Consider the following 14,790-nt stretch of genomic DNA (forward strand, 5'->3'; position numbering starts at 1 on the left):
GTGGGAGAGGTCTGGGCGGGATGGGTGGGAGAGGCCTGGGCGGGATGGGTGGGAGAGGTCTGGGCGGGACCGGTGGGGGAGGCCCGGGTGGCCGCCGGGCGGGATTGCGCGGGATCACCTGTGACGGTTCGGATGGTCGCACCCGAACCCGGGGAATCCGCTCAGTCGGCGTGTCATCGGCCGGCGTGCGATGCTCGCTCACCAGGTCAATTTACGGGCAACGGCCGTTGAATCAGCGGAGCCAGCCGGTATGACCGGCCAGCAGCGTGTAGCCGACGAACGCCACCGTGTCGATGACCCCGTGGGCTATGACCAGCGGCCACAGCCGGCCGCTGCGGTTCCATGTGTAGGCGAACACCAGCCCCATCACCAGGTTGCCCAGACCCGCGCCGAATCCCTGGTACAGGTGATACAGGGCGCGCAGTACCGCCGATGCCAGCATGGCGCCGCGGTTGGTCAAGCCCACTTCGCGCAGTCGGGTGATCAGGTAACCCACCACGACTGTCTCCTCGGCAAACCCGTTGGCGAAGGCTGCCAGAACCAGAACCGGTATCCGCCACCACGAGTTGTGCAGAGCTGACGGCTCGACCTCGGCGTTCAAGCCCAGGGCTCGGGCGGCGATGTAGAGCAGCAGCCCGGGGATGCCGATCAGTGCTGCCAGGCCAAGCCCGCCGAGCACGTCGGGCCGCCAGTGCAGCCGCCCGAGTCCTATTGCGGAGGGCCTTATTCCGGTGCGCCACAACAGATAAAGGGCAAGCAAACCCCAAGCCACCAGCTGGCCCACCGAGGTGAGGTTGAGACCGAGGTTGATCAGGTCATAGCGGGACTGGTTCGGGTTGAGCCGGACCCGATGGCCGGGCAGACCGGACAGCACCGCATCGGCCAGCTCCAGCATCGCGATGACCGCGCTGACGCCGAACGTCACGGCCAGCATGACGCCGATCTCGATCTGCGCGGCCCGCCGTGGCATCACCGGCTGGCCCTCGCTCACCCCGCCACGGTAACGCTCACCGGTTCAGGCCGGTTCGACCCGATAGGGTTGTCCCGTGGCTCGTATCGCCTACCTCGGTCCGGAGGGGACGTTCACCGAGGCGGCATTGCTCAGGATGGCTGCCGCCGGCGCTGTGCCGCGCGGCGGTGAGATCACGCCCCATCCGACTGAGACCACGCCCTCGGCTATCGAGTCGGTTCGTTCGGGTGCGGCGGATTTCGCCTGCGTGCCGATTGAGAACTCGATTGAGGGCAGCGTGTTGCCCACCCTGGACAGCCTCGCTGCCGGTTCGCCCCTGCAGATATACGCCGAACTGACCCTCGATGTCGCTTTCAGCATCGTGGTCCGGCCGGGAATGTCCGCCGCGCAGGTTCGCAGTGTTGCGGCGTTCCCGGTGGCGGCCGCTCAGGTTCGGCGGTGGCTGGCCGCCGAACTCCCCGAAGCCGAGGTCGTCCTCACGAACTCGAACGCGGCCGCTGCCCGCGATGTTGCCGACGGTCGCTGCGACGCAGGTGTCAGCACGGCGTTAGCAGCACGGCGTTATGGATTGCCCACTTTGGCAGAGGGTGTGGTCGACGAACCCAACGCGCGGACCCGGTTCGTTCTCGTCGGGCCCGTGGGCCGCCCGCCCGCCCGCACCGGAAACGACCGCACCTCGGTGGTCCTGCAATTGGACAATGCACCGGGTGCGCTGGTGTCGGCGATGACAGAGTTCAGCATCCGGGATATCGACCTCACCCGGATCGAATCCCGCCCCACCCGAACAGGATTGGGCACCTACATCTTCTTCCTGGACTGCGTCGGCCATATCGAGGACAACGCGGTGGCCGAGGCGCTCAAGGCCCTGCATCGCCGCTGTGCCGATGTGCGCTATCTCGGCTCGTGGTCCACCGGCGCCGCCTTGGGCGCGCTTCCACCGAAACCGGATGAGGCTGATCGGTGGCTGGCCGGGTTGCGCGAGGGCACCGCGTGAGTGGACGGCTCATCCTCGTCAGGCATGGTCAGTCGCTGGCCAATGTTGAGCGTCGGCTGGACACCCGGCCCCCGGGGGCTGAACTCACCGACGACGGCCGGTTGCAGGCTCGTGAGTTCGCCCGTTCCCGACGCGAACGACCCGGCATGCTGCTGCACTCCATCGCCCATCGCGCTGCGCAGACCGCAGCCGAGATCAGCGCCGAGTTAGCCACCGAGGCAACGGCAGTCGACGGCATTCACGAAGTCCAGGCCGGCGATCTGGAGGACCGCACCGACGACGAGGCGATCGCGGCGTTCAACCTCGTCTACCGACGATGGCATGAGGGCGCTCTCGATGTAGCCATGCCCGGTGGAGAGAACGGGCATGACGTCCTCCAGCGGTACCTGCCGGTTGTTCAGGACCTCCGGTTGCGCTACCTCGACGACGAGCGCTGGTCCCAGGACGTGATCGTGGTCAGCCACGGCGCGGCGATCCGGCTGGCCGCTGCGGTGCTCGCCGGTGTCGAGCCGAGCTTCGTCCTCGACCACCACCTGGCCAACACCGAGTTCGTGACGCTGATGCCGATAACCGACGGGCGATGGAGTTGTCTGCAGTGGGGGACCCATACGCCGCCGTTCTATCCGGAGCCGGACTCCCATCCGGTAGAGGACGCACTGAAAGCCGTCGACCCAATGGGTTGAGGATGAGACCGCTGAGGACCTACGCGCTATGACATCCCGAGTGGACGCAGTCGAGACTGTCGTGTGTCCCGCGTGCGGTTCAGCGGTCCCGGACGGGACGTTCTGCGGCTGCTGCGGTGCCGAGCTGGGCGCGGAACCAGCCCGGTGGCGAACGTTATTGCGGCCCAGTGCTTTCGCGGCGGCCCCCGGTGAGCGTCTGGCGTTCCCGGCCTTCACCAGTTCGTTGTTCCCGCACCTGGAGCGGCCGTCCAGCAGTCCGTTCCGGATCAGCCTGCTCCTGCTCTTCGCGGCTTTGGTCGCCTTCTCCTGGCTGGGCCTGGTCGGCCCACTCATCACCGTTACTGGCCTCGGTGTTCCCGTCCTGTTCGTCCTGTACCTATGGCAGACCGATGTCTATCGGGACATGCCCCGGCACGGACTGTTTGTTTCAGCGGTGATCGGTACCGCCTTGGGTGTGGGTTGGACCGTATTCACCGGCGGGGTGGTCGCACGCGCCTACGGCATTCCGCTGGCCGCCGGGTTCGCGCTGGAGCAGATACTCAGTGTCGGGCTCGCCGTGTCGTTGGTGGGGGCGTTCCTGATGACGCTGCCGGCAATCGTGGTCCGGTTGCTTCGGCCGCCCGGCCGCGAGTCCTTGGACGGGTTTGTGATCGGAGCGTTGGGCGCGTTGACCTTCACCGGGGCCTCGACCATCACCAATTTCGCCCCACAATTCGTCTCGGGTCTGATCACCAACGTGAAACCGCTGCGACTGGCCGTCCACGCCGCGCTCTACGGAGTCGCCGCGCCGTTGACCGCCGCGGCCTCCGGTGGACTCATAGGCATACTGCTGTGGTTTCGGCCGGGTGCCAGCGCGCGTGCCCATCCGGGGCGGGTCCGCGCCGCGCTGCTGCTGTTCAGTCTGCTGGTCGCATCCCTGTACGGCGCCGTCTGGGTGATGGAGGCGGCCCGCCTGCCGCAGATCACCCAGTTGGTTCTCCACCTCATCCTGGCACTGGTCGCTATGTTCGGCTTGCGGGTAGCCGTCCAGATGGCTTTGCTGCGGGAGGCGCCCGATCCGGCAACCGGTCAGCCCGTGCTGTGCGTGCACTGCGATCGCATAGTGCCCGACATGCCCTTCTGCCCGTTTTGTGGCGCGGCCAGTCGAGCGTCCTCGCGTCTCTCGCGGCGGTTGCGAAAGGAGTCACCACCTGTTCCAACCGCCACCGACGCTGACGGGCCGGTATAATTCGAGTTCGCCCTTCCGGGCGCAGAAAGTAGGGAAATTCATATGTTGTCAGCCCGTTTGACTCGCCAGATCGCACTTGCGGCCGGTGCGGCCGCTCTCGTCGGCATGGGAACGTTGACGGCGTGCAGCAGCACGAAGGAGAAGCCGGCTGAGACGGTCGCGCCGTCCTCCGGCTCCAGTGCTCCGGTGGCGCCGACCGAAAAGAACCTCAAGCCGGGCGGGGCCAACTCGTTCTCCCCGACGGTGAAGGCCCCCGCGGCTCCGACCGCCCTTCCGGGCAACGTCATCACCGGTAACTAAGCGGGTCTGCGGCTTCGGCGGGCCGCGGAGCATCCGCCGATGACAGTCAGCTCGGTGGCCCGCGGGGACCTCGGCGTTCCCGCGGGCCACCGGGCTCATCCGTGGGCCGTATGCGTCCCTGCTGGCCAATTCGACCGACCTGGTGAAAAACGATGTGGCCCTGATCGCCTTCGCCAGCGGCCCGCACCACGCGTTCGGGCCGGATTTCGGCCCGGGTCCGCCCTCGGGGGCGAATCTGCAAATCGCCAAGGATCTGGGTGAGTACGTCAACAGCTTCCAGTGGAATGGCGATCCGCTGCGATAAATGGCGTTAGCGGGTGGCGTTCAGCCCCAGCCTAATTCGTGCAGCCGCTCGTCATCGATCCCGAAGTGATGGGCGATCTCGTGAATCACCGTTATCGCGACCTCCTCGACGACCTCGTCCTCGGTATCGCACATCTCGAGCAGGCTTTCGCGGAAGATCGTGATCGTGTCGGGCAGCGCACCCGCATACGTCGTGTCGCGATCGGTCAGTGCGATGCCCTCGTAGATTCCGAGCAATTCAGGATCGTCCGAGTCGCGGTCGGCTACCAGGATCACGACGTTGTCGATGGCCTGCGCCAGATCCGACGGGATGAGGTCAAGCGCATCACCGACGAGTTCTTCGAAGCGCTCCGGGCTCATCCGGGCCGGCACTAGGCGGTCGCTACACGTGGCGCGGGACCCGGTGCCGGCACCTGCCGCACCGCCGGGGCGGTCTGCGTTGCCGGCTGCTGCTGAAGGCGAGGCTGGCTGTTGACCGCAGGCGGGGCAAAACCCGGAATGGCCGGGGGCAGAGGGAGATCCAGTCGACCCTCGGGGATGGCCGGCGGCGGAATGGGAGGCTGGCCGTTGATCAACAACGGGCCCTTGGCGCTGCTGATCAGAGTCGCCCAGCCACCGTTTCCCAGGGTGGCCCCGATGTTGCAGGCAACCTGACGGCTGCCGGCATTCCAACTCGGCAGGGAGGCGGTGCTGTAGATCAGTGTCAGTGTCGTGTCGCGCAACTGAACGGGAGCCAGATAGGCGTCGGTGAGCCGAGTGCAGACGTCCTTGATGAACGCATCCTGGTCGGCTTCGACGGGCACTCCTGCGGGGAACCTCTCTGCGAGATTCACCGCACCGGTGACCTCCATGGCGTGCGGCACCGCACAATCCACCGGAACGTCGGTCGGCTGACTTGTCGCGGGGTCGATACCCAGGCAGGTGCCAGCAGGCCAGACTTTGGACTGATCGAGATCAGCCACCCGGCCCGTGAAGATCTCCTGCTGGTTGTTCGGCCCCGGCAACTGGACCCCGCAGAGCATTCGGCGCTCACCGGAGTGCTTCCAGGCCTTGTCACCCGCCCACAGCAGGCTGATGCTGAACCGGCTGTTGGGATCGAACTTCTCCCCGAGATACTGCTCCACCGCCGGCGCGCACTGCTCGAGGCTGATCTGCTGGATCCGCGCGGGCGTTGGAGGCGGCGCGTCGGGGGCGAACTCACTGCCCGGGTAGGCGCGCAAGTCCACCGACGCGGCCACCTCGAAGCGGTGGCCGTCCTTGCAGTCGACGATCGTCGCTGCGTCGGCCGAGTTATCCGGCCAGTTGAGGCAGTCCCCCGGCTCGGCTCTGGCGAACGTGGGATTAGTGCCCAGTCCGCCACCGTCGGCTCCGAATGCGCTCCTGGCGCCGAAGGGCAATGCCGTCACGACCCCCGCGATCAACAGCCCGCCGAGTGCGGTCAGTAGCAGGGCCCGCCGTGTCGACGTGGCCTGCAGGGTGCGCAACGCCCCGCGGCGCCCGGAGACGGGCTGTTCGTCCGGATTCTCGTCGGGGGCCAGCGACTCATCGCGCTCGGATAACTGCACCATCGGCTCCATTGTGGCAGGCCCACACTGTGGTGTGACAAGTGATGCAGGTTGACCGTTACGGGGTTGTGCTGTCCGGCAGGATCGACCCGACCCCAGGGCGTCATCGGGGGCGCAACCCACCGAAAGTAGGGTTGCGATCGTGATCGACCTGAAACTGGTCCGCGAAGATCCCGATGCGGTGCGCCGGTCCCAACTGAACCGGGGTGAGGATCCCGCACTGGTTGACGCCCTGCTTGCCGCCGACAGCAACCGTCGCGCGGCGATTTCAGCGGCCGACACCCTGCGCGCCGAGCAGAAGGCCGCCAGCAAGAGTGTCGGTTCGGCCGGCGCCGAGGAGCGTCCGGCACTACTGGAGCACGCCAAGTCACTGGCGGCCGGCGTCAAAGAAGCTGAGGCGGCGCAGGCCGAGGCCGAAGCCGCGTTCATCGCCGCGCACACGGCGATCCCGAACATCATCATCGACGGTGTACCGGCAGGCGGTGAGGACGACTACGTGGTTCTCGAGGTCGTTGGTGAAACGCCGGCGATCGAAGATCCGAAAGACCACCTGGACCTCGGGGAGTCCCTCCGGCTGATCGACATGGAGCGCGGCGCCAAGGTTTCCGGCTCGCGGTTCTACTTCCTGACCGGTCGTGGTGCTCTGCTCCAACTCGGTCTGCTGCAGCTGGCCGTGCGTCTGGCGACGGACAACGGCTTCACCCTGATGATCCCCCCGGTGCTGGTGCGTCCCGAGGTGATGGCCGGCACCGGTTTCCTCGGCGCTCACGCCGATGAGATCTACCACCTGGAGGCGGACGACCTCTATCTCGTCGGCACCTCCGAGGTCCCGTTGGCCGGCTACCACTCCGACGAGATTCTCGATCTGTCCGACGGACCGCTGCGTTACGCAGGCTGGTCATCCTGCTTCCGCAGAGAGGCCGGCAGCTACGGCAAGGACACCCGCGGCATCATCCGGGTTCACCAGTTCGACAAGGTGGAGGCGTTCATCTACTGCAGGCCCGAAGATGCCGAGGCAGAACATCAGCGGTTGCTCGGATGGCAGCGGCAGATGCTGGAGTTGATCGAAGTGCCCTACCGTGTAATCGACGTTGCCGCAGGCGATCTCGGATCATCCGCGGCGCGCAAGTTCGACTGCGAAGCCTGGGTGCCCACCCAGCAGGCCTATCGCGAGTTGACGTCGACCTCGAACTGCACCACCTTCCAGGCCCGCCGGTTGGCCACCCGTTATCGCGACGAGAACGGCAAGCCGCAGACCGCCGCAACCCTCAACGGAACCCTGGCAACCACCCGATGGCTGGTCGCCATACTGGAGAACCATCAGCAGCCCGACGGCAGCGTCCGAGTCCCGGCCGCTCTGGTGCCTTTCGTCGGCACAGAGGTGCTGCGCCCATGATCGAGCTCGATCTCAACGATATGCACGATTGGTTCGGATTCGGTGTCGCCGGCAACTTCGCCGGCCATCTCGACCAGGCCGGGGAGGCAGGTGACTTCGCGACCGTTGTCGCCGCGGAGGGCGCCCCGAAAGGGATTTTCCCGTGGTACGTGCCCGGACACGACAGCTTCCTGGGCCAGTTCCCCTTGTCGCACGACGCTCTGATCGTGCCGCCCACCGCCGAGGCGGACGGGCCGTTGAACCTACAGATCGAGCCTGAGGTCGGTCTTGCCTGCCGGGTGGTTTGGAATGGCGACACCGTCGTGACGTTGCAACCGTTCGCACTCGGCGCCTTCAACGACTGCTCCATCCGACGGCCCAACGCGCCCAAGATAAGCCACAAGAAGAACTGGGGTCCGGCGTCCAAAGGTGTTGCGAGCGAGTTCTTCGAGGTGCACGACCTCACCCCCGACGGCCCCACGGCATCGATGCGCCTGCTGTGCCATCTGCGCACCGCGGACGGTGTTCACCACGAGTACGGCCAGGACAGCCCGCTACTCGGTTACTCCTATTACGGTGAGGTGCTGCTGGACTGGATCGTCGAGCGGCTGGCTAACCAGAAGGGTTCCCCGGAAACACCTTTGGAGGATGTCGGTGCGCTGATGGTCGATTGTGGCCGGCCCGAGCATGTGTTGATCGGCATCGGCGCAACGCGTTACACCGAGTACGGGGGATCGACCTACCTCAATCCGGGTGACGAGGCGATCGTCCGGGTCTATGACACCGACTGCGAGGAGTTCTCGGAGCTTCGCCAGCTGGTCTGGGAGTCCTGACGTCGGCGGTCAGTCCCGGCGTCCCAGAACCTCGGCGAACATCGTCAGGAATTCCCGGGGTTGTGCCGGGGTGAACGCCGGGCTGGGCCAGGTACCGGGGATCTCGAGGGTGATCAACGTGGACCTCAGCGGCCGCTGCACATCCAGTGGTAGCCAACGACGCAGGTCCGAACTGCCCCATAGCCGGAAGCGTTGGATCAACGTACCGAGTGGCTCCGCCTTGTAACTCCGGATAGCTTGCAGCGGAATGACTTTCGACGTTCCAGATGGAAAGTGGTAGCGCCGCAGCGTCAGTGCATGCCGGTCGAGCAGCACCAGGCCGTCGTCGTAGTACTGCCGCGGTGGCCGAGTCATGCGCGTGAGCAGCGCAACTGGTGGCCCTTGGTGGTTAGGCAGCGACCGGTCTTGAGATCCCATTCCCAGCCATGCAGATTGCACGTCAGGGTTTCGCCTTCGACAACGCCGAACTTCGACAGGTCGGCCTTCAGGTGCGGGCAACGGCGCTGAACCTCCCAGCCGGCAAGGGTGATCGTGGAACTGTCATCGTGGGCTTCGGCGAACCAGCCGTCGGCGTAGGCGATGCGCTCGTCGGTGAGGCATTTGAAGAACGTGTACAGGTACTCGTTGTAACCGCCGACCCGCCAGGCCTTGAACCGGGTCGACAGGAAGATGGTGTTCACCCAGTCGGGTTCGTTGTCGCGGAGAACCGTGCGAACGAGTTCGGGCGCGATCTCAAAGCCGTAGCGGAAATTCTCGTTGGCAACCGGTTCGCGGACGATGCGCTTCGGGAAGTCCAATACGACGGTCTCTGCACCGATCTTCAACTCGACGGGGTAGCCGATGCCGTCGCAGATCTGGTCACTTTGCACCATGATCGGTTCGAAGCGCGCTCGCAGCGGTTCGAGCAGGGGATCGCCGGCGGCGGGCGCCCAACTGGCCTTCTCGGCGGCGAGGACAGCCGCCATGCGCTCGGCGTACTCGGCGATATAGGCCGCTTTGCCGGTGGTGAAGATCCGCTCGACGTCGGCGTCGGGCATCGGATGTTTCAGCGAGATCAGTTGGGAACCGTGGAAATCGGCAACCGAGCCCGGGATCATCAGCAGACCACCGGTGTTCCCGTGCAACCGCATCTGGTCCAGGAACACCATCTGGTCGGGAAAGATGTTGCCTGGGTTGCCGCAGTCGTCATTGAGGAAACGCAACTCGTCATCGAGGAAGCACGGTGGGCCGGCTGACGGGATCACCCACGTTGCGCCGACATCGGCGATGTACTGCCGGCAGCGGTCCATGCCGCGCTGGCGCTTCTGGACGGCGAAGGCCTCCTTGGCGCGGTCTGGCATGTCGTAGACCATCGGATACCAGATGGCGCCGGAGTACTGCGGCATGTGCACATCGATCTGACCGAATTGGGCCAGCACGTCCAGTCCGAGCGGCCGTGAGTCGTTCATGTTGAAGACGGTCGTGACGCCATCGGAGACGATGATGCCGGAGTCCCCGATCGGACCGTCGGCCGGCGCGCGCAGCGCGATGATCATCACGTCCAGATCGCCCTTGGGTCCGCTCACCCGGTGTTTGACCGAATCCTCGGTCTCGAGGAACCGGTGGAAGCCGAGCGTCTCCAATTCCCGCCGAAGATCGGGAACGGGGAAATCCGGCAGCAGCACCACCGCGTCCTTGCTGACGTGATCGGAGAGCAGTTTCGCGTCGAAGTGGTCGAGATGCAGGTGTGAGACGTAGAGGTAATCGCAGTCGCCCAGGGCCGGCCAGTCCAGGCCGCTGTTGTCGGGAAAGACGAACCAGGAACCGAAGTAGGCAGGGTTGACCCACGGGTCGCACAAGATGCTGCCGGCGGAGGTATCGATCCGAAAGCCGGCATGACCGATGCTGGTGACCTGCACGAATACCCTTCCCAACGGTGGACTTGACCGGTCATGAGCTTAGCCCCCCGCCCCGCACTAGGCTGGCGCTGTGGAGCCGGTATATGGGACTGCCATCAAGGCCGCGCGGATGCTCTGGCGAATCCAGGGCCTGAAGTTCACCATCACCGGGTTGGAGCACCTGCCGGCCACCGGCGGCGCGGTCGTAGCGATCAACCACACCGGTTACCTGGACTTCACCTTCGCCGGCCTTCCGTCGGACGAGATCGGCCGCAAGGTCCGGTTCATGGCCAAGAAGGAGATCTTCGAGAACAGGTACGGCCGTCCGCTGATGCGCGCCATGCGTCACATCGCGGTCGACCGTGCCAATGGGGCCGAGTCCTTCGATGCGGCGGTGGCGGCGCTGAAGGCGGGCGAACTGGTTGGCGTCTATCCCGAAGCGACCATCAGCCGAAGCTTCGAACTCAAGGAGTTCAAGTCCGGTGCGGCGCGAATGGCGATCGCCGCCGACGTACCGATCGTTCCGCACATCGTCTGGGGCGCACAGCGCATCTGGACCAAGGACCACCCCAGGAAGTTATGGCGGCCGAAGGTGCCGATATCGGTCGCCGTCGGAGAGCCGATCATGCCTACTCTGCCGCCCGCCGAACTGACCGAGCTGTTGCGTTCGCGGATGCAACATCTTCTCGATCAGGTGCAGGACGCCTACGGGCCGTATCCGCCCGGTGAGTTCTGGGTTCCGCACCGCCTCGGCGGTAGTGCCCCCACACCGGCGCAGGCCGCCGAGCTGGAGGTGGCCGAATTGGCGGCCCGGGCCGAGAAGCGTCGGCAGCGTGAACTCGGTAGCTCCGCGGAACAGGACTGATGACAACCGTTCACAGCCGCCAACCGTGCTGATGCTGCCTGCGCTCATCGCCAGCGACGTCGACGGCACGCTACTGGACCATCACGAGCGCGTCACCGGCCGCACCCGCCAGGCGATCCTTGCGGCGGTGGACTCCGGCGCTGTCTTCGTTTTGGCGACCGGTCGCCCGCCGCGATGGATACCGCCGGTGGTGGAGGCGCTGGGTTTTGCGCCGATGGCCGTGTGCGCCAACGGTGCGGTGGTCTACGACCCGGCCAATGACCGGGTCATCTCTGCGCAGACCCTGTCGGTGGATCAGCTCACCGAAATCGCCGAGATCGCGGTTCGCATCGTGCCGGGAGCGGGCCTGGCGGCTGAACGGGTGGGCCGCAGCGCGCATGACTCGGCTACTCCGCAGTTCGTCAGCGCGCCCGGATATGAGCACGCCTGGCTGAATCCGGACAACACCGAGGTCTCGCACGAGGATGTGATCAGCTCACCCGCTGTCAAACTTCTGGTCCGTAAGCCCGGAATGCCCAGTGCCGAACTCGCCGCCGCATTGGCCAAACATGTTGGCCTGCTGGGGGATATCACCTTCTCCACAAATGACGGGCTGGTGGAGATCAGTCCGTTGGGGATAAGTAAGGCCATCGGTGTCCAACAGGTCGCCCACCCGCTGGAGATCACCGCTGAGGACGTGGTGGCCTTCGGGGATATGCCCAACGATGTGCCCCTGCTGAGCTGGGCCGGGCACGGCGTTGCGATGGGAAATGCCCATCCGGAGGCGATCGCGGCGGCCAACGAGGTCACCGCACCCAATAGTGACGATGGAGTGGCTCGGGTGCTCGAACGGTGGTGGCTGTAGCGCCGGACCGCGCCTAGTCCGTGGTCTGGATCCGGCTGAACCGTTCAAGCTGTGTCGGCGGACCGTCGGTGTCCGGGGGAGGCAGCAGAAGGTCCACCCCGTCGATGACCCGAATGACGTTGTGGGTCTGCCGATCGAAGTTGAGCGTGCCGTGCTGGAAGTTCTGCACGATCCACTGTGGTTCGGCGATCTCTCCACTCGTGGGCAGACCGAGAGCGCTCCGCTCGAAGCCGAGCGAACCCCACGCCTGGTAGATCGCACCGGTGAGGGGTTGTGCTCCGGTCTCCGGTGACCAGTACATCGCACCGTTTTCGAAAGTCGCGTAGCGGGCCGAGCCGTCCGCGGAGGCCTCCGGAGAGGTCGGGCTCCCGAGCGGACTCAGCACGCCGCCATCGGTCTCCCAGCGCGCCAGGATCGCACCGCCGCGCAGCGATTCGGTCGCATCCGGTGGCCGGTTGAATCCCGCTGCAATGGATCGGATCTGGTCCAGCGCCGCGTAACCCGCTTTACCGGGGCACTCGGTGTTGCCGACGTCACGGTGGGCGAAGATCTCCGGCAGTGTCACCGTTCTGCCGCCCGGTATGACGGTGTAGGAGCCGCCGGCCGATGTCAGTGGCGCCGATCCGAGTGGGTTGATGTTGTCGAGGCTCAACCGCCATCCGAGAAGCCGGCCGACCGTCTTGATTGTGGCGTCCGTCGGCGGCTCGTCCTCGAAATCGCCGATCATCGACACACCCCACACGTCGCGGTTGAAACCGCCGGTGTGCGATCCCATGACGTCCTTGGTAATCCCGCCACCCCGGCCTTCGAAGACCTGGCCGTATCTGTCCACCAAGGCGTTGTAGGCGATGTCGCACCAGCCCAGGGTCATCGTGTGATAAGCGTAGATCGACCGGACAATCGATGCGGAATCCTCTGGGGCATAGTCGTTTCCGGTTGCGGTGTGATGCACGACCGCGGCACGCAGGCCGTTGCCGTAGGACGGTCCGCCGCAGCGCGAGCCGCTTCCGGCGCCCCACTCGGTCCGGCTGATGATGTTGGGTGGCTGACCGGGCCCGAGCACGGCCGTCGGGGGCGTCCACTGACTGTCGACCGGTGTCTTCGGTGGAGTGATCAGTACCGCTGAGAGGGTCTGCCCCAGCGACTCCTCGGCGTTGGCGGGGATGTAGCCGAGCTGGCGCCCCGCCTCAAGACCCGACTCCGGCGGTGCGACAGTCTCGGGCGCGGACATCGGGCGGGACACTGCTATCTGAACCGCAGTGGTGGTCCCGACGAAGATCGGGTCGGTGCCCCGCGGCCCACCAAGTTGGGAGTCATCGGAGTTCGACTCCATGTTCTCCGTCGTGTACCACCGACCCCAGGAGCCGTCTGCCTGCCGGGCCCGCACCCGTGCCGAGGTGCCGGACAGATCACTGCCAGTCAAAGCGACCATCGAGAAGGGGGTGTCCTGGCTGATCTCGCGGACGGATTCTCCACCGCCGAGGCCGGTCAACGGCTGCTGGGTCAGAACCGTGTCATCGGCACTGGGCACGTGCTGCCGGTCGGACGGGCCGACCGCCAACGGCACCGCCACCACGGTCGCCGCGATGGCGGTGAACAGGATCGCCGGTGCTGGCCGGCGGCGGGACGACACAGTGCGATGTTACGTATGCGCTAGTTGTTGCCAGCGTTTCAACACGGGCTATTGATAAAACTGTGAAAGTTGAGCATGCAACGGCACCGCAGGGGTGAATCACCCTGCGGTGCCGTTTTGGTGCAGGCTTCGCCGGCCGGAGCCAGCGGTTGCCGGTCGCCGGCCTCAGCCGGCGGCAGCCGCGGCCTCGACCGCCGGTGCGGCGGCCGCGGGAGCGGCTGCTGCCGCCGATGCTGCGCCCTGCATGGCCTGGGTGATACCCGGCATCACGACACCTTTGAGCAGGTCAATCGCCTGACCGACGCCGAGCTGATTGGCGGCGCTGCTCAGGTCGCCGATGATGCCGCCTGAGCTGGCCGCCGGCGCGATCGTGCCCGGCAGGCCCAGCGACGGGTCGCCGAGGATCGGATAGGTTCCCGCAACAGGACCCAGCGGGGTGGTGATCGGTATCTCGGTGGGCAGACCGATACCGGTGGGCAGGCCGATACCCGTGGCCGGGGTGGTCAATCCGGGAGTTGCGCCCAGCTGCGGGGTCGAAATGCCGGGAGCCGTCAGCCCCGGGCTGGTCAGCGCCGGATTGGTCAGACCGGGAACGGCTGCCGCCGCGCCCGGTGTGGTCAGGCCCGGCGTGGTCAGGCCCGGCGTGGTCAGACCGGGCGTCGCTGCGGCCGGTGTGGTCAGGCCCGGCGTCGTGAGCGCGGGTGTGGTCAGGCCGGGCGCAGTCAGCGCCGGTGTGGTGAGACCCGGCGTCGTGAGCGCGGGTGTGGTCAGGCCCGGCGCGGTCAGCGACGGCGTGGTCAGAGCCGGCCCGGTCTGCACCGGTTGGGCGCCTGCCGGGCTCAAGCCGGTCGGCAGCGGCGGGATGTTGATGCCGAACTGCGACAGCCCCGCCTGCAGTGCGGACAGGATCTCGTTGGGCAGGTCGGTGACGACCGCGGCCTGGGTGAAGTCGCGGTGCTCGGTGATGTGACCGCTCCCGGTCAGCTCGATGACACCGATTGCCGCGAACGGCGTGGCGACAGCGAGGGCGGCGACCGCGCTCATGGCAGTCGAGATCTTGCGTCGACGTTGGTTCGGCACGGAAGTCTCCTCAATTTGCGACTAGGTGGGCCCGTAGTTGTGGACCCCTTCGTCAACTCCGATTCCGGCGGTATGCCAGAGCCGAAAGCTGACGTGTACTGATGTTAAAGCTGAGATTCTTGAGACTGGAGTGACGATGCTGAATCGTGAGCGAATCGCGACATTGAGATCCGCTGCAAGGTGGGCAGATTCACGGGACTTTCTGCGGGTCGCACCGGTTCGCCGCACCGTTGCCGGGGC

16 protein-coding genes are annotated in these 14,790 nt (G+C 66.1%); 9 read left to right on the forward strand and 7 right to left on the reverse strand.

Features of this window, described 5'->3' with window-relative positions:
* Positions 1 to 232 precede the first annotated feature (232 nt).
* Positions 233 to 970, reverse strand: coding sequence for a CPBP family intramembrane glutamic endopeptidase (locus ACR2JI_RS06965; RefSeq protein WP_526389395.1), 738 nt, complete (start codon positions 968 to 970; stop codon positions 233 to 235).
* 76 nt (positions 971 to 1,046) lie between these two features.
* Here ACR2JI_RS06965 and pheA point away from each other — a divergent pair, with 76 nt between their 5' ends.
* The 5 genes from pheA to ACR2JI_RS06990 all read left to right on the forward strand — a co-directional run bounded on the left by pheA (position 1,047) and on the right by ACR2JI_RS06990 (position 4,479).
* Positions 1,047 to 1,964, forward strand: coding sequence for a prephenate dehydratase (pheA, locus tag ACR2JI_RS06970; protein WP_526389352.1), 918 nt, complete (start codon positions 1,047 to 1,049; stop codon positions 1,962 to 1,964).
* A complete protein-coding gene (locus ACR2JI_RS06975; RefSeq protein WP_526389353.1) occupies positions 1,961 to 2,647 on the forward strand; it encodes a histidine phosphatase family protein in 687 nt (228 codons plus the stop codon). Before pheA ends, ACR2JI_RS06975 begins: the two co-directional genes overlap by 4 nt.
* A gap of 28 nt (positions 2,648 to 2,675) precedes the next feature.
* A complete protein-coding gene (locus tag ACR2JI_RS06980) occupies positions 2,676 to 3,875 on the forward strand; it encodes a zinc ribbon domain-containing protein (protein WP_526389354.1) in 1,200 nt (399 codons plus the stop codon).
* A 42-nt stretch (positions 3,876 to 3,917) separates the two neighbouring features.
* Positions 3,918 to 4,175, forward strand: a complete 258-nt coding sequence (locus ACR2JI_RS06985; protein ID WP_526389355.1) for a hypothetical protein — start codon at positions 3,918 to 3,920, stop codon at positions 4,173 to 4,175.
* A 142-nt stretch (positions 4,176 to 4,317) separates the two neighbouring features.
* Positions 4,318 to 4,479 (forward strand): hypothetical protein, encoded by a 162-nt coding sequence (locus ACR2JI_RS06990; protein WP_526389356.1) that lies wholly within the window; start codon positions 4,318 to 4,320, stop codon positions 4,477 to 4,479.
* A gap of 20 nt (positions 4,480 to 4,499) precedes the next feature.
* Here the strand turns inward: ACR2JI_RS06990 and ACR2JI_RS06995 are convergent, their stop codons facing one another.
* A complete protein-coding gene (locus tag ACR2JI_RS06995; protein WP_526389357.1) occupies positions 4,500 to 4,850 on the reverse strand; it encodes a metallopeptidase family protein in 351 nt (116 codons plus the stop codon).
* Positions 4,850 to 6,055 (reverse strand): septum formation family protein, encoded by a 1,206-nt coding sequence (locus ACR2JI_RS07000; protein ID WP_526389358.1) that lies wholly within the window; start codon positions 6,053 to 6,055, stop codon positions 4,850 to 4,852. Before ACR2JI_RS07000 ends, ACR2JI_RS06995 begins: the two co-directional genes overlap by 1 nt.
* Before the next feature lie 130 nt (positions 6,056 to 6,185).
* Between ACR2JI_RS07000 and serS the strand changes: the two genes are divergently transcribed.
* Together serS and ACR2JI_RS07010 are read left to right on the forward strand one after the other, a co-directional pair.
* Positions 6,186 to 7,439 carry a serine--tRNA ligase gene (gene serS, locus ACR2JI_RS07005; protein WP_526389359.1) on the forward strand — a complete coding sequence of 418 codons (1,254 nt, stop codon included), beginning with the start codon at positions 6,186 to 6,188 and terminating at the stop codon, positions 7,437 to 7,439.
* The gene (locus ACR2JI_RS07010) at positions 7,436 to 8,251 is read left to right on the forward strand and encodes a DUF5718 family protein (protein ID WP_526389360.1); all 816 of its coding nucleotides are present in this window, start codon (positions 7,436 to 7,438) and stop codon (positions 8,249 to 8,251) included. Before serS ends, ACR2JI_RS07010 begins: the two co-directional genes overlap by 4 nt.
* Positions 8,252 to 8,260: 9 nt before the next feature.
* Here the strand turns inward: ACR2JI_RS07010 and ACR2JI_RS07015 are convergent, their stop codons facing one another.
* Both ACR2JI_RS07015 and ACR2JI_RS07020 read right to left on the reverse strand, forming a co-directional pair.
* Positions 8,261 to 8,605, reverse strand: coding sequence for a hypothetical protein (locus tag ACR2JI_RS07015; RefSeq protein WP_526389361.1), 345 nt, complete (start codon positions 8,603 to 8,605; stop codon positions 8,261 to 8,263).
* A complete protein-coding gene (locus tag ACR2JI_RS07020) occupies positions 8,602 to 10,149 on the reverse strand; it encodes a Rieske 2Fe-2S domain-containing protein (protein WP_526389362.1) in 1,548 nt (515 codons plus the stop codon). The genes ACR2JI_RS07015 and ACR2JI_RS07020 overlap by 4 nt, the downstream gene beginning before the upstream one ends.
* Positions 10,150 to 10,219: 70 nt before the next feature.
* On the opposite strand from ACR2JI_RS07020, the gene ACR2JI_RS07025 reads away from it, so the two are divergent.
* Together ACR2JI_RS07025 and ACR2JI_RS07030 are read left to right on the forward strand one after the other, a co-directional pair.
* A complete protein-coding gene (locus tag ACR2JI_RS07025) occupies positions 10,220 to 10,993 on the forward strand; it encodes a lysophospholipid acyltransferase family protein (protein WP_526389363.1) in 774 nt (257 codons plus the stop codon).
* A gap of 31 nt (positions 10,994 to 11,024) precedes the next feature.
* Positions 11,025 to 11,837 carry a Cof-type HAD-IIB family hydrolase gene (locus ACR2JI_RS07030; RefSeq protein ID WP_526389396.1) on the forward strand — a complete coding sequence of 271 codons (813 nt, stop codon included), beginning with the start codon at positions 11,025 to 11,027 and terminating at the stop codon, positions 11,835 to 11,837.
* Positions 11,838 to 11,850: 13 nt separating this feature from the next.
* Here the strand turns inward: ACR2JI_RS07030 and ACR2JI_RS07035 are convergent, their stop codons facing one another.
* Together ACR2JI_RS07035 and ACR2JI_RS07040 are read right to left on the reverse strand one after the other, a co-directional pair.
* Positions 11,851 to 13,470 carry an N-acetylmuramoyl-L-alanine amidase gene (locus ACR2JI_RS07035; RefSeq protein ID WP_526389364.1) on the reverse strand — a complete coding sequence of 540 codons (1,620 nt, stop codon included), beginning with the start codon at positions 13,468 to 13,470 and terminating at the stop codon, positions 11,851 to 11,853.
* 165 nt (positions 13,471 to 13,635) lie between these two features.
* Entirely contained in the window at positions 13,636 to 14,550 is a 915-nt protein-coding gene (locus ACR2JI_RS07040; protein ID WP_526389365.1) for a hypothetical protein, read from the reverse strand.
* Positions 14,551 to 14,790: the final 240 nt, after the last annotated feature.

This window comes from Mycobacterium sp., from assembly GCF_051006775.1.
Classification (GTDB): Bacteria; Actinomycetota; Actinomycetes; order Mycobacteriales; family Mycobacteriaceae; genus Mycobacterium.